At 58.5% G+C, this 26,207-nt stretch carries 22 protein-coding genes; 9 read left to right on the forward strand and 13 right to left on the reverse strand.

Going from position 1 to position 26,207, the window contains the following annotated elements; all coding sequences use genetic code 11:
- Positions 1–23 precede the first annotated feature (23 nt).
- The gene (ffh, locus tag FE702_RS09560; RefSeq protein WP_147126006.1) at positions 24–1,529 is read right to left on the reverse strand and encodes a signal recognition particle protein; all 1,506 of its coding nucleotides are present in this window, start codon (positions 1,527–1,529) and stop codon (positions 24–26) included.
- Between the two features lie 374 nt (positions 1,530–1,903).
- Here ffh and rplS point away from each other — a divergent pair, with 374 nt between their 5' ends.
- The 5 genes from rplS (at position 1,904) to FE702_RS09585 (ending at position 5,265) form a co-directional block, all read left to right on the forward strand.
- Positions 1,904–2,278 carry a 50S ribosomal protein L19 gene (gene rplS, locus FE702_RS09565; RefSeq protein WP_147126007.1) on the forward strand — a complete coding sequence of 125 codons (375 nt, stop codon included), beginning with the start codon at positions 1,904–1,906 and terminating at the stop codon, positions 2,276–2,278.
- A gap of 5 nt (positions 2,279–2,283) precedes the next feature.
- Positions 2,284–2,505 carry a 50S ribosomal protein L31 gene (rpmE, locus tag FE702_RS09570; RefSeq protein WP_147126008.1) on the forward strand — a complete coding sequence of 74 codons (222 nt, stop codon included), beginning with the start codon at positions 2,284–2,286 and terminating at the stop codon, positions 2,503–2,505.
- A gap of 112 nt (positions 2,506–2,617) precedes the next feature.
- On the forward strand, positions 2,618–3,010 hold the full coding sequence (locus tag FE702_RS09575) for a GtrA family protein (protein ID WP_147126009.1): 393 nt from the start codon (positions 2,618–2,620) through the stop codon (positions 3,008–3,010).
- A gap of 121 nt (positions 3,011–3,131) precedes the next feature.
- Positions 3,132–4,331 (forward strand): multidrug effflux MFS transporter, encoded by a 1,200-nt coding sequence (locus tag FE702_RS09580; RefSeq protein ID WP_255449644.1) that lies wholly within the window; start codon positions 3,132–3,134, stop codon positions 4,329–4,331.
- Between the two features lie 124 nt (positions 4,332–4,455).
- Positions 4,456–5,265 (forward strand): division plane positioning ATPase MipZ, encoded by an 810-nt coding sequence (locus tag FE702_RS09585; RefSeq protein WP_147126010.1) that lies wholly within the window; start codon positions 4,456–4,458, stop codon positions 5,263–5,265.
- Positions 5,266–5,274: 9 nt separating this feature from the next.
- On the opposite strand, the gene FE702_RS09590 is transcribed toward FE702_RS09585, so the two are convergent.
- Positions 5,275–5,802, reverse strand: a complete 528-nt coding sequence (locus FE702_RS09590) for a cold-shock protein (RefSeq protein ID WP_147126011.1) — start codon at positions 5,800–5,802, stop codon at positions 5,275–5,277.
- A gap of 336 nt (positions 5,803–6,138) precedes the next feature.
- Here FE702_RS09590 and FE702_RS09595 point away from each other — a divergent pair, with 336 nt between their 5' ends.
- Complete coding sequence (locus FE702_RS09595) at positions 6,139–7,332, forward strand: efflux RND transporter periplasmic adaptor subunit (protein ID WP_147126012.1); 1,194 nt, start codon at positions 6,139–6,141, stop codon at positions 7,330–7,332.
- Positions 7,333–7,347: 15 nt separating this feature from the next.
- Positions 7,348–10,515, forward strand: coding sequence for an efflux RND transporter permease subunit (locus tag FE702_RS09600; RefSeq protein ID WP_147126013.1), 3,168 nt, complete (start codon positions 7,348–7,350; stop codon positions 10,513–10,515).
- 1 nt (position 10,516) lies between these two features.
- Here FE702_RS09600 and FE702_RS09605 read toward each other — a convergent pair whose 3' ends face one another.
- The 5 genes from FE702_RS09605 to FE702_RS09625 form a co-directional block, all read right to left on the reverse strand.
- Positions 10,517–12,724, reverse strand: a complete 2,208-nt coding sequence (locus FE702_RS09605) for a peptidase domain-containing ABC transporter (RefSeq protein WP_147126014.1) — start codon at positions 12,722–12,724, stop codon at positions 10,517–10,519.
- On the reverse strand, positions 12,721–13,893 hold the full coding sequence (locus FE702_RS09610; RefSeq protein WP_147126015.1) for a gluzincin family metallopeptidase: 1,173 nt from the start codon (positions 13,891–13,893) through the stop codon (positions 12,721–12,723). Before FE702_RS09610 ends, FE702_RS09605 begins: the two co-directional genes overlap by 4 nt.
- A 5-nt stretch (positions 13,894–13,898) precedes the next feature.
- Positions 13,899–16,979, reverse strand: a complete 3,081-nt coding sequence (locus tag FE702_RS09615; RefSeq protein WP_147126016.1) for a type 2 lanthipeptide synthetase LanM family protein — start codon at positions 16,977–16,979, stop codon at positions 13,899–13,901.
- A 24-nt stretch (positions 16,980–17,003) separates the two neighbouring features.
- On the reverse strand, positions 17,004–17,237 hold the full coding sequence (locus FE702_RS09620) for a mersacidin/lichenicidin family type 2 lantibiotic (protein WP_147126017.1): 234 nt from the start codon (positions 17,235–17,237) through the stop codon (positions 17,004–17,006).
- A 122-nt stretch (positions 17,238–17,359) separates the two neighbouring features.
- Positions 17,360–17,959, reverse strand: a complete 600-nt coding sequence (locus tag FE702_RS09625) for a rhomboid family intramembrane serine protease (protein ID WP_147126018.1) — start codon at positions 17,957–17,959, stop codon at positions 17,360–17,362.
- A gap of 155 nt (positions 17,960–18,114) precedes the next feature.
- Here FE702_RS09625 and FE702_RS09630 point away from each other — a divergent pair, with 155 nt between their 5' ends.
- The gene (locus tag FE702_RS09630) at positions 18,115–18,741 is read left to right on the forward strand and encodes an inner membrane-spanning protein YciB (protein ID WP_147126019.1); all 627 of its coding nucleotides are present in this window, start codon (positions 18,115–18,117) and stop codon (positions 18,739–18,741) included.
- A 121-nt stretch (positions 18,742–18,862) separates the two neighbouring features.
- Positions 18,863–19,627 carry an SDR family NAD(P)-dependent oxidoreductase gene (locus FE702_RS09635; RefSeq protein WP_147126190.1) on the forward strand — a complete coding sequence of 255 codons (765 nt, stop codon included), beginning with the start codon at positions 18,863–18,865 and terminating at the stop codon, positions 19,625–19,627.
- 51 nt (positions 19,628–19,678) lie between these two features.
- Here the strand turns inward: FE702_RS09635 and FE702_RS09640 are convergent, their stop codons facing one another.
- The 6 genes from FE702_RS09640 to FE702_RS09665 all read right to left on the reverse strand — a co-directional run bounded on the left by FE702_RS09640 (position 19,679) and on the right by FE702_RS09665 (position 26,152).
- The gene (locus FE702_RS09640; RefSeq protein WP_430303168.1) at positions 19,679–20,755 is read right to left on the reverse strand and encodes an ester cyclase; all 1,077 of its coding nucleotides are present in this window, start codon (positions 20,753–20,755) and stop codon (positions 19,679–19,681) included.
- Positions 20,745–21,764 carry an ester cyclase gene (locus FE702_RS09645; RefSeq protein ID WP_147126020.1) on the reverse strand — a complete coding sequence of 340 codons (1,020 nt, stop codon included), beginning with the start codon at positions 21,762–21,764 and terminating at the stop codon, positions 20,745–20,747. The genes FE702_RS09640 and FE702_RS09645 overlap by 11 nt, the downstream gene beginning before the upstream one ends.
- Entirely contained in the window at positions 21,761–22,642 is an 882-nt protein-coding gene (locus tag FE702_RS09650) for a carbohydrate ABC transporter permease (RefSeq protein ID WP_147126021.1), read from the reverse strand. The genes FE702_RS09645 and FE702_RS09650 overlap by 4 nt, the downstream gene beginning before the upstream one ends.
- 10 nt (positions 22,643–22,652) lie before the next feature.
- Positions 22,653–23,684, reverse strand: coding sequence for a carbohydrate ABC transporter permease (locus FE702_RS09655; protein WP_147126022.1), 1,032 nt, complete (start codon positions 23,682–23,684; stop codon positions 22,653–22,655).
- Between the two features lie 84 nt (positions 23,685–23,768).
- Positions 23,769–25,022 carry an ABC transporter substrate-binding protein gene (locus tag FE702_RS09660; RefSeq protein ID WP_147126023.1) on the reverse strand — a complete coding sequence of 418 codons (1,254 nt, stop codon included), beginning with the start codon at positions 25,020–25,022 and terminating at the stop codon, positions 23,769–23,771.
- A 68-nt stretch (positions 25,023–25,090) separates the two neighbouring features.
- Entirely contained in the window at positions 25,091–26,152 is a 1,062-nt protein-coding gene (locus tag FE702_RS09665; RefSeq protein WP_147126024.1) for an ABC transporter ATP-binding protein, read from the reverse strand.
- Positions 26,153–26,207 lie beyond the last annotated feature (55 nt).

Here is a 26,207-nt window from a genome sequence, read left to right on the forward strand (position 1 = left end):
TTTGTTCGCGCGCACGGCCATCATCATTTCTTTTTGCCAAACCCGCTCAGGCCCGGAGGCAACTGCATGCCACCGCCCAGACCGGGCAAACCGCCCGTCCCTGCGCCGCGCGGCATTGCACCCATTTTACCCATTTCGGCCTGCGCCTTGGCGATCTCGGCCTCGGACGGCATCCCGCCTTTGCCGCCGAACATGCCGCCCAACTGACGCATCAGGCCTTTGCCGCCCTTCTTGCCCAGCTTCTTCATCATGTCGGACATCTGGCGGTGCTGTTTCAGCAGGCGATTGAGTTCGCTCACTTCAAGACCCGCGCCTTTCGCAATCCGCTTCTTACGGGACGCCTGAAGGATCTGCGGGTTGGCGCGTTCTTTCTTCGTCATGGAGTTGATCAGGGCGACCTGCCGTTTCAACATCGTATCGTCGATGCCGGCTTCGGCCATTTGGCCTTTCATTTTGCCGACGCCGGGCATCATGGACATCATGCCTTCCATGCCGCCCATCTTGGTCATCTGTTCCAGCTGCATCTTGAGGTCGTTCATGTTGAAGCGGCCCTGCTGGAACCGCTTCATCATGCGTTCGGCTTGTTCAGCCTCGACCGTTTCCTGCGCCTTTTCGACGAGGGAGACGATATCACCCATGCCGAGGATGCGGCCAGCAATCCTCTCTGGGTGGAACTCTTCCAGCGCGTCCATCTTTTCGCCAGCACCGACGAATTTGATAGGTTTGCCTGTGACCGCGCGCATCGACAGAGCCGCGCCGCCGCGTCCGTCGCCGTCCATCCGGGTCAGGACAACGCCCGAGATACCGATCTTGTCGTCAAACTCTTCGGCAACTTCGACGGCGACCTGACCGGTCAGACCATCGACAACCAGCATGGTTTCCCGCGGGCTGACAACGTCGCGAACATCCTCGACCTCTTGCATGAGCGTCTGGTCGATCTGCAGACGACCTGCCGTGTCGAGGATATAGACGTCATAGCCAGCCATGGTGGCCTGTTGCTTCGCGCGTTTGGCAATCTGAAGGGCAGTCTCACCTTTGACGATCGGCAACGTATCAACGCCGACCTGCATGCCGAGAACCGCCAGCTGATCCATCGCCGCAGGGCGGTAGATATCGAGCGAGGCAAGCAACACACGCTTGCCCTCTTTTTCCTTCAACCGTTTGGCAAGTTTACCGGTGGTCGTCGTCTTACCAGAGCCTTGCAGACCGACCATCAGGATCGGTGCGGGTGGATTGTCGATCTTCAGCGTGCCGGGATCACCTTCGCCTGCAAGGACATGCACAAGCTCATCATGCACGATCTTGACGACTTGCTGACCGGGAGTGACCGATTTGGTGACGGCCTGACCGGTTGCCTTTTCCTGCACCGCTTTGACGAAATCGCGGGCCACGGGCAGCGACACGTCAGCTTCCAGAAGGGCCACGCGCACTTCGCGCAGAGCGGTTTTCACATCGTCTTCGGACAGCGCACCCTGTTTGGTCAGCCGATCAAAGACGCCTGACAGGCGGTCGGACAGATTTTCAAACATGGGCAAAGCCCTCCTTCATATTCCAGCTACGCCTTATGTGGACGCAACCGCGCGAAAACCAAAGACCCAAACGAGATTTACCCCCGTGGGCGCAACGCGCTGACGGAGGGCGATCCTGGCAAAGCCTAAGGACCGGAAGGTTTGACTCTTCCGGGGTTGCGCGGCGTATGGCGGGCAGAGCGGCCTGAGTCAAGGGCGGTAGGACCCAAGACCACTTGCCAGCCACGTATGGCATGCGTATACGACGCCATCCCGCGCGGGGTGACTCGCACGGGCGCAAAGAATAGCTGATGAATGAACCTCACGGTTTCGACCGGTTCCTCTGATCAGACATCATCCGCGGGCAAACCGCGTCGAACATATAGGAGCATCAGATGGATCTGATCGCACAGCTTGAGGCGGAACAAGTTGCCGCCCTCGGGAAAGACATTCCCGACTTCAAAGCCGGTGACACCGTCCGTGTCGGCTACAAAGTGACAGAAGGCACGCGCAGCCGTGTGCAGAACTACGAAGGCGTCTGCATCGCGCGCAAGAACGGCGAAGGCATCGCCGGATCGTTCACTGTCCGCAAGATTTCTTTCGGTGAAGGCGTGGAGCGTGTGTTCCCGCTGCATTCGACCAACATCGAGTCGATCACCGTTGTGCGCCGTGGCCGTGTCCGCCGCGCCAAACTGTACTACCTGCGCTCGCGCCGTGGTAAATCCGCTCGAATCGCAGAAGACACCAACTACAAGCCGAAGAAAGGGTAACTGCGATGAAAAAAGATACCCATCCCGACTACCACTTCATCGACGTCAAAATGACGAACGGCGACGTTGTCAAAATGCGCTCCACCTGGGGCAAAGAAGGCGACCAGCTCGCGCTCGACATCGATCCTTCGGCACACCCTGCCTGGACCGGCGGCAACACCAAGCTGATGGACACCGGTGGCCGCGTGTCCAAGTTCAAAAAGAAATACGAAGGCCTGGGCTTCTAATCCTGCCCGCCTTACGAATTCCAGGAAAGCCGGCGCACTGCGTCGGCTTTTTTGTAATAGGGGCGACCAGGCTTGGCCGAAATTCTACGCCCCGATCTGTGTGACGTAACCTATGACAAAATCGACCGCACTTGGCCCGCAATTCCTGCGCTTTCTGGTCGTGGGCGGCATTGCTTTTGTCACCAATATCGTCGCCCTCACCCTGTTTAATCTGGTGATGCACCCCATCACCGCACAGTTCCTGGCGTTCCCAATCGTTGTGCTGGTCGCATGGTGGTGCAATCGTCGCTTTACCTTTGGCAGCACCCAGCCATGGCGGCGCGAGCTTGGTAAATACATTCTCGCAAACATCGCAGGTTGGGCCGTGAACAACGGCATCTACGTGCTCTTGGTGCTCTCCAGTAGCTTCATCGCCACTTGGCCGCAGATCGCGGTTGTCATCGGATCGCTCAGCGGCGTTGGGATCAATTTTTTCTTCGCGCGAAAAATGGTGTTCAAGCCCTAAGCGCAGCCCCCAAGACTTCTGACACCCATGCGGATGCATACCCCCTAAACGGAAAACCGCACTTGGCGATGAGCGGCAAAGCTGTCAGCTATCGATCTCTATCTCAGATACGGAGTGTCCCATGCGGGGAAGCATGCTGAAATCAGCGGCGATACTTGGCCTTTTGGCGGCTGTCGGCCCGTTTGCCATTGATATGTTCCTCCCCGCGATGCCCGCGATCACCGAGGATCTCAACACCACCATCGCGGCCACTCAGGCGACACTCACGGCGTACTTTATCGCCTTCGGCCTCGCACAGATGGTTTATGGACCATGGGCCGACCAAGTCGGACGCAAGCCGCCGCTGTACACTGGTCTGATCATCTTTCTACTTGGAACGGTCGGCTGTGTCGTCGCGCCCAGCATCGAAATTCTGATCGGGTCCCGCGTCGTGCAGGCGCTGGGTGCGGCAGTTTTGATGGTCGTTCCCCGCGCCGTTATCCGTGACCTGCATACCGGCCCAAAGGCCACGCAATTGATGGCGATGATCATGCTTGTGATCTCGGTCTCGCCGATGCTCGCACCGCTTGCAGGATCACTTCTCTTGCTGGTTGCGGACTGGCGGATGATTTTTGTTGTGTTGGGCGTCGCTGCTCTGTTGAGCCTGATCCTGACCTACCTCGTGGTCGAGGAAACGCTGGAGCCAGAGGCAAGCATCCCGGTCAATCTCCGCAGCCTTGCGCGCGGCACACGGGTTCTCATGACGGACAAGACCTTTATGGGCCTGACCTTTGTGGGAGGGTTCGGCATGGCATCCTTTTTCGTGTTCCTCGCCTCGGCGGCCTTTGTCTACACCCAGCAATTCGGCCTGTCAGAGATCGGCTTTAGCGTGGCATTTGCCATCAACGCCGTTGGGTTCTTTTCGGCGTCGCAGGTGGCTGCGCCGCTCGGCATGAAGATCGGGATGGAGCGCACGGTCCTCATCGGGACGATTGGCTTTGCGGTCTTTGCCTGTCTTGCCGCCATGGTCAGTCTTGCAGGTTGGTTGACGCTTCCTCTGATGGTCGGGCTGCTGTTTTGCGCGAACGCGTTTCTGGGCCTTGTGATCCCCACCACTATGGTCATGTCGCTTGATCCGCATGGCGAAATTGCCGGGCTTGCGTCGTCGCTGGGCGGGACGCTGCAAATGGTGGCAGGTGGGGTCATGATTGTTTTGACCGCCCCCTTCTTTGATGGCTCCGCCACCCCGCTTTTGTGCTCAATCGCGTTGTGTTCCCTGATTGCGCTCGTCATCGGGCTCGCGGTTCTCCGGTCGGCCCCATCTGCCCAAAGTGCGCCGTGACCTAAACACCAGCATCTGCGGATTTCGCACGACGAAACGAACCAAGCTGCGCCCTTTCGCTTTCCAAGCAAGTGCACCCCACATATGGTTGCGCCAAAAGAGATGACCGCAGAGGACAGGTAACGTGGCGCATATTTTGGTGGTTGGGAACGAAAAGGGCGGTTCCGGCAAATCGACAACCTCAATGCACATTGCAACCGCCCTTGTGCGCATGGGGCATCGCGTTGGCGCGCTTGACCTTGATCTTCGCCAGAAATCGTTGGGCCGTTACGTTGAAAACCGCCGCCGGTTTGCTGCGGCGCAGGACCTTGATCTGCCGACGCCAAACTACATCGACCTGCCCGAAATCGACCCTGCGCAACTGAAGCAGGGCGAAAACGTCTATGACCATCGTCTGTCGGTCGCGATTGCGCAGCTTGAAAAAGACAGCGACTTCATCCTGATTGACTGCCCTGGCTCGCATACACGCCTGAGCCAAGTCGCGCATTCGCTGGCCGATACGCTTGTGACACCGCTGAATGACAGCTTCGTCGACTTTGACCTCTTGGCGAAGGTCGATACGGACGGCCAGACGATCCTTGGCCCATCTGTCTATTCCGAAATGGTGTGGCACGCGCGACAGCTACGCGCGCAAGCCGGACTTGATCCAATCGATTGGATTGTGGTGCGTAACCGTCTGGGCGCGCAGCAGATGGTCAACAAAAAGAAAATGGGCGAAGCACTCGACAAGCTCGCCCGCCGCATCGGCTTCCGTCATATCCCGGGCTTCAGCGAGCGCGTCATTTTTCGCGAATTGTTCCCGCGTGGCCTGACCCTGCTCGACCTCAAGGATATAGGCATCGAGCGGATGAACATCTCGAACGTGGCGGCCAGACAAGAGCTGCGCGACCTGCTGAAGTCTCTCAACCTGCCCGGCGTAACCATCGAGTTTTGATGTGATCTTTTAGTCTGCGCGGTGCTGCTTGCGTTGATCCATCCAAGACCGCGCGGCGTCCCACGGATAGACCGCCGTCGCCGAGGCGCCCTTTGCACCGCGGGCAATGACCACGCACATGGCTTCACCAACGGCGGCTTCCATCATGCCACCCAGCCGCATCGTATCGACATGCACAAAGATGTCTTCGCCCTGCCCGAAGGCATTGAGGAAACCATATCCTTTGGTCTTATCGAACCACTTAAGGCGCGCGGGTAGGATATCTTCATCCACCGAAGGCACCATCGGTTGGTCGGACTGCTCCACTGGGGCAACCTCGGTGACGCTGATCAACTGCGTCGCCTGCACGCCTTTTGGCGTTTGCGCTGTGGTCACTTGGACATGATCACCAGCGGCCACAGCTGTGCGGCCAGCCTCACGCACGATATTCGCGTGAAGAAGTATATCTTCAGAGACGCCTTCAGCGACTACAAACCCAAATCCTTTAGCAAGATCGAACCACTTTACAACGCCGTCGACGACAGAGTCTTCGGTCATAATTCTGTCTCAGACATGTGAAAGGCGATCAGACAAACGCTCGCCCATAACGCAACACTCTATGCTGCAGACGCCGAAATCAATGGTTCCAAACCGCAAAGTTCAAATTCTGGACCGGTTTTCACGTAAAAAAATGTGGTTTTGGCGCAATACTTGACCAAAAGGACATGTTGGGCGCTACAAGCGCGCCGCGGATGCCCAAAGATCAGACATCCTGCATGCGTATTGGTCAAATCAGCCGTTTACGCGCCGAAATCGCAGACAAACCTTCGGCTCAGTGCAACGGGCAGGACGAGCAAATCTGATCCATTTCCCCTGCGTCATCGTAATAGCCCCATGCGATACTTATTCCTTCTGTGCCTGAGCGTCATGCTGGCCTCCGCTGCAAACCTTTCGTCGGCGCAAGGCCGACCCTCTGGTGTCTTGGTAGAAACCGTGACCACCGAACAGATTGCTGAGACCATATCCGTCTTTGGAGAGGTGGTACCGGGCCGCGAAAGCCGTGTGGCATCGCGGCTTTCCGGCGTGGCGGATTTGGTCGGCGTCGAAACCGGTGATCGCGTGGCAGAGGGCGACATCCTGGCCGAGATCAATGGCGAGTTGTTGCGCATCCAGATGGCACAGGCGGAAGCAAACCTCGCTGTGGCAGAGGCTTCTGCCGACACTGCGGCGATCGCCGCCAGCAACGCTGAAACGGCCTATAACCGCGCCGAAAATCTCCGAGCCAGTTCCGTGATCGCAGATGCAGCTTACGAAGAACGGCGCAGCGCCTTTGCCGTCGCCCGCGGGGCCAAGTCCGAAGCCGAGGCCCGTGTCGCCGCCGCGCGCATCGCTTTGCGCCGGGCTCAATATGACCTCGACAACGCTGTCGTCCGCGCGCCCTTTGATGGTGTCGTGATTGAGGTTGGAACCGAGCTTGGCCAATTCGTGTCGCAAGGGTCAGAGGTCGCGCGCCTGATCGACACCACTGACATGGAAGTAGAGGCTGCTGTTCCGGCACGTTTCGTCGACGCGCTTCGGCCTGAGTCCGACGTCGCTGCGCTCACCGACGCTGGCGGAGCCATGACGCTCAAGCTGCGCACGGCCTTGCCGACCGAATTCTCATCAACCCGGACACGCCCCGTCATATTTGACGTTCTGTCATCCGCTCAGGATCTGGCAGCCGGGCAGTCTGTTACGCTTCAGGTCCCCATCAGTGAGCCGCGCGATGTTATTGCCGTGCCGAAAGACGCCCTGACCCAAGGACGCGGAGGATGGCAAGTGTTCATCGCGCAGGATGGGGTGGCACAGCCAAGAACAGTTGAGCTTGGCCAAGCCATTGGTGATCGGCTTGAAGTCCTGTCGGGTCTTGCCCCGGGTGACATGGTCGTTGTGCGCGGAAATGAGCGTCTGCGCCCCGGGCAATCCATCGCGCCGCGCCCGGCTGGTGGAGGCGGACCACCGGCATCCGAAGAGCGGGCCTCTGGCCGTCCCGCGACCGAAGAACAATCAGCGGTCCGTCAGGCATCTGCCGACACGGCAGATGGTTGATCCGAGGGCCGTGACATGAACCCCATCAAGCTCGCAATCGAACGCCCCGTCGCCGTCATGGCCGTTGTCGCCATGGCCGTTCTCTTTGGCATGTTGTCTTTGTCGCGCATCCCGGTGCAGCTTGCCCCCGATGTGCGCAAACCTGTCGTGACGATTGAAACCGTCTGGCCCGGTGCCGCCCCTGCCGAAATTGAGCGCGAAATCGTCAATCCTCAGGAAGACGCCTTTCGCGGTCTTGAGGGTCTGGAACGCATGACCAGCCGCTCGCGCAGCGGTCAGGCCTCGGTCACGCTGGAATTCGCCGTCGGCTCGGACATGGGTGATCTGCTTTTGCTTGTGTCCAACCGGCTTGATCGTGTGGGCGGCTATCCCGCCGAAGCCGGTGAGCCCACCCTGAACACGTCTGGATCGGATGACAGCCCCATTGCATGGGTGACCCTGCGTGCCGCCGAGAGCAACACACGCGCCCTGCCCGAATACGGCGACTTCATGGAAGATGTGATCCAATCGCGGCTGGAACGCATAGATGGCGTGTCTGCTGTCAATGTCTTTGGCGGCGTGGCCCGCGAACTTCAGGTCGTCATTCGCCCAGAGGAACTGGCGCGTTTCGGCCTGACCATTCCGGATGTCATCCGCCAACTCCGGTCTGAAAACATCTCGATCTCTGCTGGGAACGTGGACGAAGGCAAGCGCCGCTATGTCGTGCGTGCCGAAGGCAGCCTCGACACGATTGAAGCCATTGAAGGCGTCGTGTTGCGCTCGCAAACCCAGGGCAGCGATGGACCAAGGGGTCGCGTTTTGGTCAGTGACGTAGCCGATGTCGCCTTTGCCTACGAAGACCCGACCGCACGGTTGCGGTTCCGAGGAGAACCCGGCCTCGCCTTCAATATCGTCCGTGAACAGGGCGCAAACGTCATCGCCACGATGGAAGAGGTCCAATTCGTTCTTGATGATCTCGCCGAGGGGCCTGTGGCCGATGCAGGCCTGATCATGGAACAGGTCTATGACGAGACGATCTACATCACCGGTGCGATTGACCTTGTGATCCAGAACATCTGGATCGGCGGGTTACTCGCCGCTGGGATATTGCTTGTCTTTCTGCGCAGCCCGCGCGCCACGCTTGTCATATCGCTGGCAATCCCTGTGTCGATTGTCGCGACTTTCGTGGCCATGGCCGCAACCGGGCGGACATTGAACGTCATTTCGCTGGCCGGCATCGCATTTGCCATCGGTATGATTGTCGACGCCGCAATCGTGGTGTTGGAGAATATCTACCGCCTGCGCGAAAAAGGGTTCTCTCGGCGCGAGGCAGCCTACGAAGGCGCGCGTCAGGTTTGGGGAGCCATCCTTGTCTCGGCCCTGACAACCGTCATGGTCTTTATCCCGATCCTCGTGATGGAGCTTGAGGCAGGCCAACTCTTCCGTGATATTGCGGTGGCGATTTCGGTCTCGGTTCTGCTCTCACTTGTCGTTGCTGTCACCGTGATTCCAGCCCTGTCTTCGCGGCTGCTCAAAAGCGGCGAAACCAGCAAAATAAAACTGCCGATCATCGATCATTTCGGGCGTGCGTTTCGCTGGCTTGTGATGGCCTATGTGCGTTTGACCGTTCGGTGGCGGATTGCCGGGCTGACGCTGGTTGTGGGTATCGCAGGGGGTGCCGCCGCGCTGGCCTGGGCGTTCTTGCCGAAACTGGAATACCTGCCAGAAGGCAATCGCAACCTCGTATTCGGCCTTTTGATTCCGCCGCCGGGCTACAACTTAGATACGACCGAAACCATCGCGGAACGGATCGAAGGCGTTGCCCGTCCTCTGTGGGAAGCACGTCCTGACACCGAAACCGAAGATGGGCAGCCCGCGCTTCAAAGCTTCTTCTTCGTTGCAACCCCCGGCAATAGCTTTGTCGGTGCTGCCGCTGTTGACGGAGACCGCGTCGGTGAATTGATCCCGATCCTGTCGCGCCCGATCTTTGCCGAGCCCGGAACTTTCGGTTTCATGACGCAACCTTCCCTCTTTGGTCGAGGTGTTGGCGGCGGACGAACGATTGAACTGAACGTTTCCGGCAATGAGCTTGAGGTCATTCTTGGCGTGGCCGGTCAGGCCGCCGGGATCATCTCTGGCATTTTGCCGCGATCCGAAGGTCACCAGTTCCGCCCGATCCCAGGTCTTGAACTGGGCGCACCCGAGGTGCGCCTGATCCCCGACCGCGTCCGATTGGCCGATGCAGGCCTGACAACTGAAGCGCTGGCCGCAACCGTTGACGCCTATAATGACGGCATTCGGATCGATGAGATAAGCGTCGGCAACCGTCGTCTGGACCTGACACTTATGGGGGACAGCGCCTCACTGGCGGGACTGCGGACCCAAGATGTCGGCTCATTCCCGGTGGTGACAGCCGATGGCCAGATCCTGCCCGTGTCAGAGGTGGCAGAAGTGCGCCTGACGGCAGGACCAACCGAAATCCTGCACCGCGAGCGCCTGAGAACCGTCACGCTTGAAGTCAGGCCCTCGGACGCCCTGCCATTGGCTGCTGCCGTCGAATTGCTCGAAAGCGAAGTTATCGGCGCGCTGACAGAGCGCGGGCTGCCGGATGGTGTGAGCCTGTCCGTATCAGGCACTGCGGATCAGTTGTCGCAGACGTGGGATGCCATTCAAATCAATCTGATCATTGCGTTGGTGATCGTGTTCCTCGTCATGGCGATCTTGTTTGAATCCTTCTTCCTGCCGCTTGTCGTGATGATATCGGTGCCGGTCGCCGCAGCAGGAGGAGTTGGCGGGCTAGCCGTGCTGAACCTTTACCAAGTACAGCCGCTCGACATGCTGACATTGTTGGGGTTCGTCATTCTGATCGGCATTGTCGTGAACAACGCGATCCTGATCGTTCACCAGACGCTCTATCACCTGCGCGAAGAAGGCATGTCGCCGGTCGATGCGATTGAAGAGGCCACCTCGAACAGGATCAGGCCCATCTTTATGTCGACGCTGACATCCGTCTTTGGAATGTTGCCGCTGGTGCTTTTTCCCGGCGCAGGTTCGGAGCTTTATCGTGGGCTGGGCGCGGTTGTCGTTGGAGGTCTGTCGATGTCTGCGTTCCTGACGCTGCTGACCGTGCCACCGCTTTTACGTCTGGTGCTGTCCCTTCCCGGCAATGTGCAGGAAGGACCGGAACCGGTGGCGGCCGAATAAGCTAGTTCAACTGCTGCGCAAACAGGTCCCTGTAGACGCCACAGGTCGACACGAGGTCATCATGTCGACCGGTGGCCACCACCCTGCCTTGGTCCATCACAATGATCTGGTCGGCATCGCAAATGGTCGACAAACGGTGCGAGATCACGATGCTGGTGCGACCCGTCAAACCATTGGCCAGCGCGTTGGTGATCTGGGCCTCATTGTTTGAATCCAAGGCGCTGGTGGCCTCGTCAAAAATCAGGATTTCAGGGTCAGGATATAACGCCCGCGCAATCAGGATACGCTGCTCTTGACCGGCGCTGAGTTGCCATCCACCGCGCCCGATGCTGGTCAAAAGCCCCTGCGGAAGCATACCCAGAAACTCGTCCACATTCGCGATTTGCAGGCAGCGCTTCAGGCGTTCGTCGTCCGGTTCATCGTGGCTGAGCGTGATGTTGTAGCGCAGCGTGCTGTTGAAAATCACGCCATCCTGAAACACCTGACCGATCCGCGCGCGCCAGATTTCGGGAGACACGTCGCTCAAGTCTTGCGGACCATAGGACATCATTCCGCGACTGGGGTCGTGAAACTTGGACAACAGCTTGATCAATGTTGACTTCCCCGCGCCGCTGGCTCCAACGACGGCGGTCTTCTGACCCGCGGGGATCGTCAGCGAGATATCGGACAAAACCTCGCGCTCATGCATCGGATTATAGCGAAATCCAATGTCACTGAGCTGGACATCCCGCGCGCTGAGACGCGCAAATTCCGCGTCGGCAGGGGCAGTGTCCGGTTCAACAGTTTCCTCCTGCAAGGCTTTCAAACGTCCAAGCGACAGCCAAGCATCCTGCGCCGCCTGAAAGAACGGGACCATCTGCGACAGCGGCCCGCGCATCTGACCAAGGATGAACAGGATCGCAACAAACGCCCCGACAGTCGTTTGCCCATTGATGACCAGCGTCCCGGCCACGATCAGTCCTGCGATTTCACCGATTTCCATCAGGAAAAGCGCGCCGATACTCTGCACTTCGTCCAGACGCGCCGCCCGGAATGTGGTGTCGAACCGCCGCTGCAAAAGCGAGCGAAAAAAGCGCCTTTTTTGCCCGGTCTTGCCCAGCGCCTTGAGGTCCCGCACAGCAGAAATGATCTCAACGGCGTTGTCTTGAACCAAGCCCTCCAATTCGAACTGCTGAAGGTCAAAGCGTCGCCGCCGACGCCCAATCGCGACGATCCATGCCAAGGTCAGCGCCGCCGCCACCAGAACGCATGCCAACACCCAAAGGCTGTAGCTGCCCAGCATGACCGCGAAGATCACGAATAGGATCAGCGAGAACAGCGTTGGCAGGCTGTGGCTCGTCAGGAACTGTTCGATGCGATGATGATCTGCTTGGCGTTGCAAAAGATCGCCCAAGCTTCGGATCTCGAAGAACCGCATCCTCAGCCGCAAAAGCCGCGTCATGAAGATTTGCACGATCTCAAGGCTGATCATTGCCCCCAACCGTAGCAGCGCAAGATCCCTCAGCGCGCCAATCACGCTGCCGCTGATCGACAAGACCAGATAGCCGCCCAGGAGGACGTACAGTAGACCTAGGTCTGTCTCAGCCAGCGCATTGTCGATCACCCGCTGCATCAGGATCGGCAGTGCGACGGTGACTCCTGCGATCACCGGAAAGGCTAAAAGGATTGCCCAGACAGAGCGACCGTTCGACTTCAGCAACTCAGGCAAAGGGACCAAGTCGAGGCCCGATTGTGATGCTGGCGCTTCGCCTGTCACAAACTCAGGCCCCGGCGATGCCATCAGTACCGCACCGGTGGTCAGTGACGGGTCTCTTTCCACCTCGCCGAACATCTTGCGGCCTAGCCATCGGTCAATGAACTCCTGACGGCTATAGGTCACCCATCCCAATTCGGGGTCGGCCACCCGGACCCTGTCAGGCGTCACACGAACAACGACAACAAAATGCTCTTGTAGCCAATGGGCGATGAAGGGTGTCGGCAAACTATCCAGTTGATCTGGCGTGACCTTGGCCGCCTGAGTGACCATGCCCAGCGCGCGCGCGGCCCGTTCTATCCCAGCCATCGATACACCGTCGATCGTCAGATCACACAGCTCCCGCATGCGCGTGATTGGAATATACCCACCATGGGCCTGATGCAGCATCTGCAGGCAGGACGGTCCGCAATCCTTGGAGTCATGTTGGTAAACCAAAGGAAAAGGCCGGTTCATGCGCCCGCCTTTATCGCGGCAACCAGATCAGCATCAGCCGCCTGTGCAGCAAAGCCTTCGATCCAGCCGAAATCCCACCCATGCTGGCGCCAGACACGCTCGGCCACGACGCTCCCCAAACTGTAGGAAGAAAGGCGCGGGGGCTGAAACCCTGGCAGCGTTGTCAGGTCGAGCGCCTGCAAGTTCTCTGGCGGCGATCCACTCAGAGTGGCTTGGATCAAAGCGATTTCCTCTTGGAAATTGCTCAGCGCGCCTTCGACCTCGGCGCGACGGCGCGCTGTGATCCATTTTGCAGCGGCTGGGTTTGCCCTGGCCAACCAGTCCTCACAGCGCAACTCACACAACACGGGGATGACTTCATCAATCGTCGGACCAATGGGGTCCAGAACCGACCCTTTGCGCTGCGCGACCCACTGATGAAATCCGTGTCCAAGGTGATGGCACAGCAGGATTAGGTCGCGAAATGTTCCGTCGCGCGGGACATAGATATACGGCAGCCCGCCAAAATCCTCTGCGATCGAAAAAGCGAACCCTGCGGCACCTTCCTTATCACAATTGATCCGCCCAGACTCCTCCAATTCATGAAGGAAATGCGCCAAAGGCGAGCCCTCGAACACCTCCCTTGCCATTGGCACAAGGGCGTCGTCCAAAGGCACGGGATCGGGCACGTCCCCTGTCTCCGGAAGCTTCTGCGCGAGCAACTCCGCGACTACGGATTTGGGCAGTCGAAGATCACCCGAAAGCAAGCCTGCGCACTGTGCGTCTGAGAGGCCGGCCAAATGGTCAGCCAAAGCATCGTGATATTCGTCCGGAACATTCGTCGGAATGCCTTGCGGCGCCGATGGCAGGTTGACGACGTTCTCCGTCAGACGAGCCTTCCATCCGCGCAAATGCCGTGGCAGTTCGCCCACCGCCAAATTGGCCGCGAGATGCCGCGCGATCAAAGCTATGGTCTCTTCGGCCTCTGCCCTCCGTTTCTCAAAATCGGGATCCTTCTCTTGCCCCATGACTTCGGACAACGTCACCCGACTTCCAGCCGCATAAAGCGCCTGTCCTGCGGCCTCTAACGTCGACAGATGCGCACCACTCGGTGGTTCAAGCAGCGCTTCGGACACCTCATCGATCAGCGCTTCCGCTCGGTCCATCGCGGCGGAAATACCCTCTCTCATCGGTATCACGACAGACGCCTCCGGGGCGGCGACAACGTCATCACATCCGGCACCCGTTCAGGCGCCATGTGGCGCAGGATACCCCAGCCCACGCCGCTGAGACCCGTCATCAAATCGGGCGGCGTCGCCAGCCGCGACGCACCGCCGAACACATGTCCGTCCAGAATGGTGTGCACCGCGCGGGCGTAGACCCTTTCGGCCTGATCCTTGAGCGCAGGGTCTTTCAAAGCGCGCGCAATCTGCGCAAGGATATCTGCATTGCCCAGATCGCCATGACACAGGCTGTGATTGTGCCCAATCCCACCCGCGAGCGTGCCTGCGGCTGCGGCCTTCAAATCATCGGTGACCCGATCATCTGCCGTTTCTGTCTGCATCGCCAGACGCGCCAGCGCGATGCCCGCCCCGCCATTACACCAGAAGTACTGAAAGTTTGACGGGTCATCCCACGTGTCAGGGTCCAGATTGGCATAGCGCCAATCAATCCAATTCTGAGCAGAGGGCACAAAATCCGCATTCTCGCGGAGCATCGCCGCGTGGGCCACTGCACCCCAACGATTGTCCGGGTCAATGTCATTTAAGCGCGCCATGGCAAGGATGATCCCGGAAAACCCATGCGACAGCCCGGTTAATGGCCGCTCATCCTCCTGTGCCACCCAGTAGGCACCGCGCTCATCGTGCCGCGCCATATCTATCAGACGCTCCCCCATCCGACGGGCAAGGCCGGTAAACCGCGCCTGTCCCGAAGACTCTGCCGCGGCACATAGAACGCACAAAACCCCGGCGGCACCCACGGTCACATCGAACAGCCCGTCATCCTGCATGATCAGATCAGCATCATGCTTCAATAACTCAAACGCGCGGTCAAACAGGTCAGGCCGATCCCACAGCACGGCAAGATGCACCATCACATAGGCCGCCCCAGCCAAACCGCTCATCGCGCCGGGAATAGCGAAATTGCCCCAATCATCGTCAATCTGACGCTCGAGATTGGCAAATGCCTGCTCGGCGTGCACGCGGTCCGTGCCGGTGACCTCAGCGTGGTAAGCAAGATAAAGTGTCAGGCCTGAGATGCCGTTGTACAGGGTCACATCAACAGGGGCGAGCATCAGGCGTTCATCTGGCGTTGGCGTGACGGTGAGCCAATCCAGCAATCCGATGCCGCGCTGCGCCATCGACATGACCATGGTGTGGACATGATCAAGGGCACGGCGCTCTTCTTCTGCCGTGACCTCGGATCGGTCCGACCGCTCATAGCTTCCTTTGCCCTCGCGCAAACCGCTATCGAGCGACCCGCGAATGATCCAGCATTGCAGATCACGATCCGCTTCGCTCATTTGCGCCAAGCGATCCTGAAAGGCCTCGAAACCCGAACGATCGAGGTGATACCCCTCGACCAATTGCATATGACCAGCGCGTACCTCGCACGCTTTGGGTTGCTGCGTGAAATACGGCACATCGCCAGAGATCAGCTCTGCAATCTCATAAAACATCAATGGAATGGTGCTGGGTGTCGCCGAAGCGGGCCGCCATATCTGCAGGAAATGCACAGCGAGGTCATGGCCATCGCCCAAGAGCGCGGGATGCCAAGAGCGGTCAAGCAAATCCGTATAAATCTGCGTGTCTCGCACAACGACGCGCGTGAGGTGATCAGCAACCTCACCGACCGGACCATCAGGGGCTGCATAGTCCGCCCGGGCATGCATCATGTGATCGTACAGCCGGGAAAACCCCGCCGCGACCAAGTCCGCATAGGCGTGTGGTTCGACCAACGCGCCATTCAAAACCGGACGGTTCAGGAATTCGGTGGTGCCATCCTCATATTGGACCATGCGATTTCGGTCCGGATCAAACCTGTTGGCAAACCGCGCGACGGCCTCCCCCCCCGCGATGGCGGACACGTTTTCATTGCGTGCATGTTGCGGCAGCATCAGCGTGCTCATGACCGACCCAAGCAGTGCCTTCACCGCTGGATACTCAGCGGCCGACAAAAACGGATCGTCGCGCCCCAGAAAGCTGCCATTCTTGAACGAGAAAAACAGCGTCTCAAGGTCTACGACCACCGGGTGGCTGCCATGGGCAATCAGGTTTTCCTGATGCAGATCAAAGCCACCTAGAAGGTGCAAAACCGCGAGGAGCGCCCCGACCCGGTGATAAAACGTTTCAACCTCGTCTGTGGATCGGCAGGGCTCTGCAGTGACGTATTCGACCCAGCCATAGCCGTCACGTTCAAGGCTTTTGACACGCCAGAACAGGGTCTCGCCGAAAACCTCGTTGAAATGACCCAGCAAGCCATCGAACGCAATTTCGACCGAAATATCCCGCGGTTTGTAGACCAATTTGCCGCCGTCATCGCAGGTGAGGATCACAACCGATTGTCCGCCGTTGTGAACGTCGCCTTCTCCGAAAGACAGGCTGCTCGGCAAACTTCCGGATAGGCCAAGCCGCGCATTCACCGCCTGCCAGTCGCGGATCAGCCGATCAGCAAAGCGCGCAAATACAACCGCTTGTTGTTGGCAATAGTGACCCAGACGATGGGCGAGCTTTGGATATTCAGCCAGAATGCGGTCTTGTGCATCACGCTCTAAGAGCCCCGAACAAAAACACTCAAAACTCAGCTCCGGGGTATCGAGCCGCGCGACATTGTATTCCAACGCCACCGTCTGCTGCACCTTCTGAGTGACCGAGGAAATTAAAGCGTCACGAAACTCGGTATCGCAAAGAACGCCCAGACGATCCGTCAAAGACGATTTGGGCATCTCATTGAGCCGCGCGCGCGCAACGGCGAGAGCGCCGCCGATGAGCCCTGCCGCAAAACTACAGATGGGCGCGTGTCGCGAGATGTGGAGGACCAGGTCATCGTCCCGCACCGGTTGCGCCGGTGCGCCCCATTCACATTCGACCACGTCAACCTTCTCGAATGCCTCGATAAAAAAGGCACGCAAGTTCGTGTCGGCCAACGGGTGACCAGCAGGAATGTGAATATCGGAGGAGCCATCTCGCAGGGCTGACAAGGTCGCTTGAAGATCAATCAAGGTCGCAGCCCCGGCCACCAATGGTCTTGCAATAGTGGGCAGAGGGCGAGACATCGCCCCCTCCCCTCAGATTTGGTTTTAGCGCTCTGCGGTCTTTGGCTTGCAGTTGCAGCAGGTGCTTGTCTTGTTCGTGCAGGACGCCGCCAGACGTGCCGAAACCGAACCGGACCGACCACCGACAACCTGCTCCATGTCCACCGAGGCGGTGAAATCGCCTGCCGGGTTGGCTGGAACAAGCGCCTGCTCTTCCGGGCTGAGCGATGCGTAATACGCCGGGTCTTTCCAAGCGCGCACGATGTTCAATTTCGACATACAGAATCCTCTTCATCTCTAAGTTGTGACTCGGACTATATTGGCGAAGTTGTGGAAATCAAAAAATTTCTCGCATCGGTAGATTTCGGGCGAATGGCTGCTCGGCAGCATTATGCGGTATCTCACCACCGCTCGACATCGCGGGCGCGGGGGGCATGGACATGCGTGCGGATCACGATGGCGGCGACCACACCGGCAATCGCACCGAACAAATGCGCCTCCCACGAAACGCCCGGCTGCCCTGGAAGAACCCCCCAGATAATCGTGCCATAAAGGACGCCCACAACGGTGGCCGAAACGATGGTCACGGGCGACCGGTCAACCAATCCACGTGCCACCAGAAACCCGAACCACCCAAAAATCAGGCCCGACGCGCCGATATGGATCGCAGGGCTGGCAAACAACCAGACCAATACACCGCACAATCCGGCAATCACCGCATTGACGGCGACAAGCGCCCGCGTTGCTGTTGCCGCAAGCAAGCTACCCATCACCAAGAGAGGCGGCGTATTCGATACCAAATGATCGAAACTGCCGTGCAACACATGCATGCCCACGATCCCATCAAGGCCAATGACTTCTCGGGGGATCAGGCCAAAGGCAAAGTTCAACTGAAAGCCCAGCGCCGTATTGGCCAGATGGATCGCCCAAAGAACCGCAATAAACCCGATCAGGGTGGCAAGCCGGATCAGAACAACCCGCATGTTTCTGGGACCAATCATCGGGTAAGACTACCCATCATGGATCGGGGTTCAAGGCGCATCGATTGACCAAGGCCCGCCTCAACAACCGGGGGTTACGGCGATGATGCATTTTGGTCGGCACGACCTAAATTGATGGGCAGCAGTGACTTCAGGCAGCGGAGACTGACCAGACAATGCCATCCCCCACAAACACCGAAAGGCCAGTGTCACCCGGCCTGCGTGCCGTTCTGGAGTTCGGACCCGTCCTTGGGTTTGTCCTCGTCTATCTTGTCCTTCGCAACGAGATGCTTGTTGTGGGAGGAACCGAATATACAGGCTTTGTCATCGTCACCGCGGCTTTCATGCCGATCTTTCTCTTCGCTATCGGACTTCTGTGGTATCTGACAGGTCGCGTGGCCCGGATTCAGGTCGCCACCGCTGTCATGCTCGTCGTATTTGGCGGGCTCAGCGTTTGGCTGAATGATCCGCGCCTTTTCAAGATGAAGCCGACGGCCATTTATCTGGCTTTGGCGATCATTCTCAGCATCGGACTTTTGCTGGGCCGATCATGGCTGAAATACATCATGGAAGACATGATCCCTCTGAAAAAGAAGGGCTGGATGCTTCTGACAAAGCGGATGACTTTTCTGTTCTTTGCATCAGCAGCGGCGAATGAATTGGTTTGGCGCACACAATCTGAGGCGTTCTGGGTTATATTTGAAACGCTCGTGATGCCGGTTGTGATCTTTGTGTTCTTTCTGTTTCAGATACGGCTGTTCGTTGATCATGCCTCTTTTGGATCGTCGCGCCGAAAGTCGTGACGCGGACGTGTCGATGCCAGACTGTGTCTGTACAAAGTCTTGATGGCGGATGAAAAACAGGGGTCGGTCAACGGTACGTAGATCAGGTTACTAGGGACGCAAAGGAACGGGGATGAGCATGATGAATTGGCAGGGCCATGGGGCCATCGTCACAGGCGGGGCATCTGGTCTGGGCGAGGCTGCGGCGTCACGCTTGGCTGCGGATGGTGTGAAAGTCGCCATATTTGACCTGAACGAGGACGCGGGCCGCGAGACCGCTGATCGTATTGGCGGCCATTTTATACGTGTGGACGTCTCGGACCCGGCCTCTGTGGCTGACGGTTTGACCGAGGCCGAGAACCTTGCCGGCGGCATCCGCATTCTCGTGAACTGTGCAGGCATCGCGCCAGCGGCCAAGACAGTTTCGCGCGGCGAAGCGCATGATGCGGCTGTCTTTGACAAGACCATCGCGATCAACCTGATCGGCAGCTTCAATTGCGCCAGCCAAGCTGCGGCACGCATGGTCGCACAGAGCCCTCTTGCGCCCGATGGCGCGCGGGGCGTCATCGTCAACACGGCCTCCATCGCGGCCTATGACGGACAAATCGGTCAGGTCGCCTATGCTGCCTCAAAGGGCGGGATCGTGGGCATGACGCTTCCGATGGCGCGTGATCTGGCCGACAAAGGCGTCCGCGTCTGCACCATCGCGCCGGGCCTGTTCCTCACCCCTCTTTTGAAGTCTCTGCCCGAAGAGGTGCAAACATCGCTCGGAGCGCAGGTTCCATTCCCATCGCGGTTGGGTGATCCCGACGAATATGCGGCGATGGTCAGTCACATCGCACAAAACCAGATGCTGAATGGCGAGGTCATACGCCTTGATGGCGCAATCCGTATGGCTCCCAAATAGGCCCTGCGTTGTCGCGCGCCTGATAGGTATCCGGGGTGATGCCTTATTAAGTTAGACATCCCCAATCGGGAACGGGAGCCGTCCGGACACGCGGGTCTTGTTGAACTCTCTGAGCCGCGCAAACACGTCGACGCCCAATTGCAGGTAGGCGTCGAGCAGGTCGACCATCACCCAATTTTCACGGATCTTGCCGTTCTCAATCCGCCAGAAATCAAGGGATTTCATCGTGATCCGTTTCCCCGACGGCGCGATCCCCATCCAGCCGTCATGCGTGACCGTCTGGATCATGTTGGGCCAGCCTGTGACCGCCGCGTAATCACCATCACCGAAGAAATGATAGGTGATCTCGTCCACATACTGGCCGCGATCCGGCATCGCATTGATAAAGGGGATCTGGTGCCAATTTCGAAACCCCGCGATGCCGCGGCCGGTTCCGATCCCCGCAGGTCCGTACCAGTTGACACGGTCACTCCAGAAACGGGGCATTTCCATCACCTCGGGACCACCTTGGACGGGGTGCCGCTTCATGTATTTCAGCATGGTGACGATATGATCGCAGGACGCTTGCGCGCGGGCTTCGTCCCAAGGACCGGGAACAATACCGTCATTTGTCGCCGGGCCTGGAATGCAAAACTCAAGCCCTAGCGAAGGCGCCATCGGCCAAGCGCCAGCCTGCATCATGACCTCGGGAATGTCCCAAAGTGTCTGGATTTCGACAACCCGGCCATCGACGAAGCGATAGAATTCATGAAAGCGCATATGCGTCAGATGCCCTGTCGGCGGAATATCCAGCCAAGGACCGACGAAGGTCCCGATGTAGTGGCCCCCGCACCCGATCCAATCGTCTCCGCGTTCGGTCACGCCCCCCACGACAATCCAGTCACGGCGTTCCAAATCCGGCATGGCATCAAAAAGCGGCGCATAGCACGTCTCATAGAGCGCATCTGGCCCCTGCAGATCGCCAAAAGGGTGCGGCATGTGAATGACGGCATCCGGTGCAATCAAATCCGCCAAAGCGGCGCGCACTTTTGCCTCGTCAAATTCGTTCATCGACTGGCGCAGTGTCGCGATGGTCTTTTTGTTTGCCGTGTGAGGGTCCGCGGCACGGGTCAGTGTTTCAAGCGGCATGGGAGCCTCCGTTTTGATCACACATCTGGGCCAAGACATCGACGCCCAGTTGCCGGTAGATATCCAAGAGGTCGACCATCACCCAGTTTTCGCGGATGCGACCGTCTTCGATGCGCCAGAAGTCGAGAGACCTCCGCGTAAATCGAATGCCTGTGGGCTTGAGACCTAAGAACCCTTCACCCGAGTGGGTCGCCGTTCCAGACGGCCAGCCGGTGAAGGCCACAAAGTCATGGTCTCCAAAGAAAACGCCCTCGTCCAAGTGGCGCGTATTGTCGGACAACCCTTCGCGGAACGCCTTGAGCACGACATCACGAATCCCGGCATGACCACGTGCAGAGCCGATGCCAGCCGACCCGTACCAGGGGGCATTCGGATGCCAATGCCCCCCCAGCCCGCGATCAGGCGTTTGGGCGTCGCCTTTCTTGAGATCATGCAGCATGTCCCAGACGGCTTGGACGGACGCCGCGGCCTGCGTGGCGTCATGGGGTGCGGTGATGACGCCTTGCCCTGTTGAGGGACCGGGGCACATCCATTCGACACCTGCCTGATCTGGCATGGGCCAGGCACCTGCTTGGATCATCAGCTGAGGAATGTCCCAGAGACCCTCCATTTCCACGATCTTGCCGTCCGAGATCCGCAGATATTCATGGTACCGCATGAAAGCCGGGCGGCCTGTTGCCGGGATTCTGAGCCACGGCGCGGTGAGTTTCCCAATAAAATTGCCGCCTAGCCCCACCCAGTCGCCTGTTTTGCCTTGTCCCCAGCGAGGCCCGGCCATGACGATGAAATCTGCGCGCTCCAAATCGGGCATCGCATCAAGAAGAGGTGCATAGACCTGATCCCACAGGGCCTCTGGTCCGACCATTTCGCCGAGAGGATGACCAAGCCGGATTTGCGCATCTGGCGCGAAGACCGCGTTGATAGCCCCCCGGATCGCCGCGCGGTCTGCGGACCTCAGAGCGGCGCGCAAGGGCGCAATCAAGGCCTTGTTCGCGTCGTGCCGTGTCATCCTTTCACGGCACCTGCGGTCAAGCCACTGACGATCTGGCGTTGGAAGAAAAGAATGAGCACGAACAATGGCGCAGTCGCTGAGACCACAGCCGCCACCGCATACATCACCTTGCCTTCGACTTGTGTGGTCCCAAGGAAGCTGTTGATCGCCGGAATAATGGTTTCATTTTCGGCACTCAGAAGCATCGCCGTCACGGTGAAGTCGTTATAGGCGAGCAGAAAGCTGAACAGACCGGTTGTGATGACGCCGGGCCACATCACCGGCACGATCACGTGCCAGAAAGCCTGAAAGCGCGTACAGCCATCAACCATGGCGCTTTCGTCCATATCCTTTGGAATGTTGAGGAAGAACGAATGCAGCATCCACAGAGTGAAAGGCTGGTTGATCGCAACAAGCACAATGATCGTTGTGGGTAGATGGCCCCAAATGTTCCACTCAAAGAACGGCAGCAAATAGCCCGAGACCAGGGTGATGTGCGGCATCGCGCGAAAGACCAGCGCCGCCATCAAGAGCCAGAACGCATAGCGGAACCCGGATCGCGCTAGGGCATAGCCACCCAAGGTCCCAAAAGTCAGCGAGATCACGACCGTAAAGAACACGACGATCCCGGAGTTGATGACGTTCTGCCAAAACTCCTCCGTGATCCAAGCCCCAAAATAGCCTTGTCCGGTATAAGCGCTGCCGGTCTCTGCTATGGTGTTGGTTCCCCAAATTGCATTGGTCCAATCCGCCTTCGAAAAGAAGTCGGCCTGAACCTTAAAGCTGCCCCAGAAGGTCCAAAGAAACGGGAATGCGGCGATCACCAGCCACAACCCAACGAGCGAGAAAGCGATGATCTTGCCGGGGGTCATGCGGTTTTCGGATGCGGTTGCCATATGCCCCTCCTCAGTGCGCTTTGCGGTTGAAGTCGCGCCACGTCCGGAGCAGCACCGGCGTCAGCAAGATCACGACACCAATAATCGTGAGCATCGATGTCGCGCCTGCCGACCCGTAGAGCGGGTTCCCGCTTTCGCGCAGGTCGTTATAGATGATCCAGCTAAGTGACCGGGCATGTGCCTCTGCCGAAAAGCTGACGATCGGTTCAAACACCCGGAAATTGTCCATCAGCAGCATCAACGTCACGAAGGACACAAGCGGCATCAGATGCGGCACGACGACATGCAGGGTGGTTTCCCACTTGCTGGCACCGTCGACCTTGGCCGCCTCGATGATATCGTCCGGCACGGTCTGAAGCCCGGCATAGAAGGTGATGAAACTGAATGGCAACGTGTGCCACACGCCGTAGACGATCAGCATCGTCCAGGTCAGCGCCGCGGACGCCTTCAGGCTGAGGTTTGGGTCGTTGAAAATGAGTTGGATCGTGGCTCCGATCACACCATCGCTGTCGACCATCCAGAACAAGATCAGAGAGCCGACCAGCGGCGTGACCAAAAACGGTAGAAGCGAGACAAAGATCGACGGACCTTTGAGAAGCTTTGGGAGGGTATTGACCCCCATGGCGATGGCCAGCCCAAGGAGGATGACAAGCGGCGTAACGACCGCAGTGTAGGTCAACGTGAAGGCCAACGCGCGATAAAACGGTAGGTCCCCGACCACAGACCAGAAATCGTTCCATGTGTCCGTTTCGGCCCACGCGACGCCAATTTCTGCAAAGGCCAGATGTGAACGGTTCAAATAGGTCCCAAGGCCATTGAACTGGCCCAATGGTGCTTCTTCCCGGAGCTTTTCGGTCGCCTCCAGATCAACGGATGTTGTCTGCGAGCAGCCAAATGGCCCGCAGCTCTCCGAGACCACCAAGACCTGCTCATGGCCGACAAAAAGCGATTGGATAAACACCGAGACAATCGGCAAGGCGATGAACAGCGTCATCGCTGCCAGAGACGGCAATATGAACCAGAAGAAGGTTTTGTGCTTCATAGTGCCCGCTCCAACTAAAGGGGTCGTATGGTGAGGGAGGCATTGGCGATAAGGCCCCCCTCACTGGGTTTTCTTCAGGGAGATTTATTGAAGAAAGCCCGCCTCTTTTGCAGCCGTCATGTAGGCGGCCTCGACATCTTGAAGCGCCTTTTCAGCACTCTCGTTGCCTTGCAAAAAGTCGGTGAGTTCCGCGCCAAGCGCGTTATGCATCAGACCGATCTGCGGCAGCATCGGATACGGCGCTGCGCCGCCCTGTGCCGTTGCAGATACACCGGCAGCCGCCGCCCCGGGCTGGAATCCGTCCAGCAACCAGACCGCGTCATCGTTGTTCGCGGCAACCATTTCCGGCGTCAGCGCGCTGGCGAGTGCAGCAAATGTTGCCTCGGCTTCCGCGTCAGACACATTGGTCGAAATCGTGAAACCATCCCACCACAGCGTCGCGCCCGGCTTGCCGCCCGGTTCGACCGATGGTGCCGCGGACAGGACAGTGTTGGACGTCACTTGCTCGGTCGATCCCTCGTCGTCCAGGATAGCCGCACCGCGCGAGCCCCACATGATGCCCAGCGCAGCTTCACCGGCTTCCCACAAGGCCTGAGTTTCGTTCGAAGCCTGTGTCAGGTGGTCGGGGTGCGCATATTCGACCAGTGCTTTCAGCGTGTTCAACGCCGCGACGCCAGCTTCGCTGTTGACCATTGGCTCGGCTGTACCCGGCTTAAAGAACTCACCGCCGTGCGCGAGGAAGGCGAGGTTGAAGGACTCGCCCACGTTCCAGCCCGTCTTCATGTTCATGACGATCGGGTATTCCATGATCCCTGCGCCGCGAATGGCTTGGGCCGCTGCAATCATTTCGTCATAGGTCGCAGGCACGCTGTCGACACCAGCCTCGGCCAGAATGTCAGAGCGCGAGAAGAGGTGCTGTGAGTTGGCCATGAACGCGATGGCCATGACATTGCCATCAATCGAGATTTTCAGGTTGTCAGGGATGTTGTCGCCGTACTTCTCGACCAGATCGTTGAGCGGCCGAACCAGCCCATCATTCATCAATTGCGTCAGCGTCGAGTTTGCAACGATCACGCTGGTATACTCGGCTGGGTTCGGCGTCAGCGCCGCGTTCATGATCTGGCGTGCTTCGGTCGTGTGGTTGCGAGTGAACTCTGCCGCGCCAGATGCACAGTTCTCTTCAGCTGTGCCGGCAACCGCGTGAATGGCCGGAAAGTCGCTGGCCAGAATGCGAACGGATTGACCTTCTGGGCCGCACGCCGCGTGACCCGCAGCAAAGGCCGCTGATCCCATCAGCGTAGACATCACGCCCGCCATCATCAAGTGTCTGATATACATGTTTTTCTCTCCCTATCAGATGGGTGCATCTTCGAAGCCTGCACCCGGTTTTCCCGCTTTCACGGTATTCAGTTCTGGCCTCGGCTATCGATGCGCTCCCCGGTATCGGCATCAAACAGGTGGCATTGCTCCGTCGGCACCGAGATCGAGACGACGTCACCAATTTCCGCTCGATAGCCCTTGTCGGCCTTGACCGAAACAAGAGCCCCTCCAATGCGGACCGATACCATTGTGGAGTCGCCCAAGAGCTCCATCGTATAGATTGGCGCGTTGATCTGTCCGCCGCTTGCGACGACCGATGCGTCTTCGGCACGGAAGCCAAGCACGCATTTTTTGTCGGGCACTGACAAGCCCAAAATTTCGACGTTTTCCGCCCGAAAGGCGCTTTTCGAGATGTCGCCTTCAATCAGGTTCATGGCCGGATTGCCGATGAAGCCAGCGACGAAGGTGTTGGCGGGCCGGTCGTAGATTTCAAAGGGTGTTCCGACCTGCTGCACCACACCCTGTTTCATGATCACGACGCGATCGGCCAAGGTCATCGCCTCGACCTGATCATGGGTGACGTAGATGGTTGTGACCGCAAGCTCGTGGCTCAGGTTCTTGATTTGTGCGCGGGTCGAGACACGCAGTTTGGCATCAAGATTGCTGAGTGGCTCGTCCATCAGGAATACGTTGGGTTCGCGCACAATGGCGCGTGCCAAGGCCACGCGCTGCCTTTGTCCGCCCGACAACTCTGCCGGGCGTCGGTGCAGGAAATCATCCAATTCCACCATCGCGCTGGCGCGGCGCACGCGTTCGTCGTGGGTCGACGGATCAATCCTGCGCACCTTCAACGGAAAGCGGATGTTCTCATAAACGGTCTTGTTTGGGTAAAGCGCGTAGCTTTGGAACACCATCGCCACGTCCCGCTCTTTCGGGTCAAGGTCGTTTACGACCTTGCCATCAATCACGATCTCGCCTTCGGTGGCATCCTCAAGCCCCGCGATCATCCGCATCGTCGTGGTTTTGCCACAGCCGGATGGCCCAAGCAGAACTAGGAATTCCTTGTCTGCGATCGTCAGATCGAAGTTCTCGACGCCGACAAATCCGCCCCATCGCTTACCGATATTCCGCAGCTGTATTTCAGCCATGTCCCCTCCCCGACGCGGATTCCCATCACGCGCTATAGAGCAGACGCTAGACGTT

It is taken from the genome of Shimia ponticola (genome assembly GCF_007995215.1).
GTDB lineage: Bacteria > Pseudomonadota > Alphaproteobacteria > Rhodobacterales > Rhodobacteraceae > Shimia_B > Shimia_B ponticola.

Excerpts from the sequence above, each read along its gene's own strand:
- FE702_RS09640 (WP_430303168.1), bottom strand. The coding sequence starts at position 20,755 with ATGCCGCTTGAAACACTGACCCGTGCCGCGGACCCTCACACGGCAAAC.
- FE702_RS09625 (WP_147126018.1), bottom strand. The coding sequence starts at position 17,959 with ATGATTGGTCCCAGAAACATGCGGGTTGTTCTGATCCGGCTTGCCACC.
- FE702_RS09630 (WP_147126019.1), top strand. The coding sequence starts at position 18,115 with ATGCCATCCCCCACAAACACCGAAAGGCCAGTGTCACCCGGCCTGCGT.
- FE702_RS09595 (WP_147126012.1), top strand. The coding sequence starts at position 6,139 with ATGCGATACTTATTCCTTCTGTGCCTGAGCGTCATGCTGGCCTCCGCT.
- FE702_RS09580 (WP_255449644.1), top strand. The coding sequence starts at position 3,132 with ATGCGGGGAAGCATGCTGAAATCAGCGGCGATACTTGGCCTTTTGGCG.
- FE702_RS09590 (WP_147126011.1), bottom strand. The coding sequence starts at position 5,802 with ATGACCGAAGACTCTGTCGTCGACGGCGTTGTAAAGTGGTTCGATCTT.
- FE702_RS09600 (WP_147126013.1), top strand. The coding sequence starts at position 7,348 with ATGAACCCCATCAAGCTCGCAATCGAACGCCCCGTCGCCGTCATGGCC.
- FE702_RS09610 (WP_147126015.1), bottom strand. The coding sequence starts at position 13,893 with ATGAGAGAGGGTATTTCCGCCGCGATGGACCGAGCGGAAGCGCTGATC.
- FE702_RS09655 (WP_147126022.1), bottom strand. The coding sequence starts at position 23,684 with ATGAAGCACAAAACCTTCTTCTGGTTCATATTGCCGTCTCTGGCAGCG.
- FE702_RS09645 (WP_147126020.1), bottom strand. The coding sequence starts at position 21,764 with ATGACACGGCACGACGCGAACAAGGCCTTGATTGCGCCCTTGCGCGCC.
- FE702_RS09660 (WP_147126023.1), bottom strand. The coding sequence starts at position 25,022 with ATGTATATCAGACACTTGATGATGGCGGGCGTGATGTCTACGCTGATG.
- FE702_RS09605 (WP_147126014.1), bottom strand. The coding sequence starts at position 12,724 with ATGAACCGGCCTTTTCCTTTGGTTTACCAACATGACTCCAAGGATTGC.
- FE702_RS09575 (WP_147126009.1), top strand. The coding sequence starts at position 2,618 with ATGACAAAATCGACCGCACTTGGCCCGCAATTCCTGCGCTTTCTGGTC.
- FE702_RS09635 (WP_147126190.1), top strand. The coding sequence starts at position 18,863 with ATGAATTGGCAGGGCCATGGGGCCATCGTCACAGGCGGGGCATCTGGT.
- ffh (WP_147126006.1), bottom strand. The coding sequence starts at position 1,529 with ATGTTTGAAAATCTGTCCGACCGCCTGTCAGGCGTCTTTGATCGGCTG.
- rpmE (WP_147126008.1), top strand. The coding sequence starts at position 2,284 with ATGAAAAAAGATACCCATCCCGACTACCACTTCATCGACGTCAAAATG.
- FE702_RS09665 (WP_147126024.1), bottom strand. The coding sequence starts at position 26,152 with ATGGCTGAAATACAGCTGCGGAATATCGGTAAGCGATGGGGCGGATTT.
- FE702_RS09650 (WP_147126021.1), bottom strand. The coding sequence starts at position 22,642 with ATGGCAACCGCATCCGAAAACCGCATGACCCCCGGCAAGATCATCGCT.
- FE702_RS09620 (WP_147126017.1), bottom strand. The coding sequence starts at position 17,237 with ATGTCGAAATTGAACATCGTGCGCGCTTGGAAAGACCCGGCGTATTAC.
- FE702_RS09615 (WP_147126016.1), bottom strand. The coding sequence starts at position 16,979 with ATGTCTCGCCCTCTGCCCACTATTGCAAGACCATTGGTGGCCGGGGCT.
- rplS (WP_147126007.1), top strand. The coding sequence starts at position 1,904 with ATGGATCTGATCGCACAGCTTGAGGCGGAACAAGTTGCCGCCCTCGGG.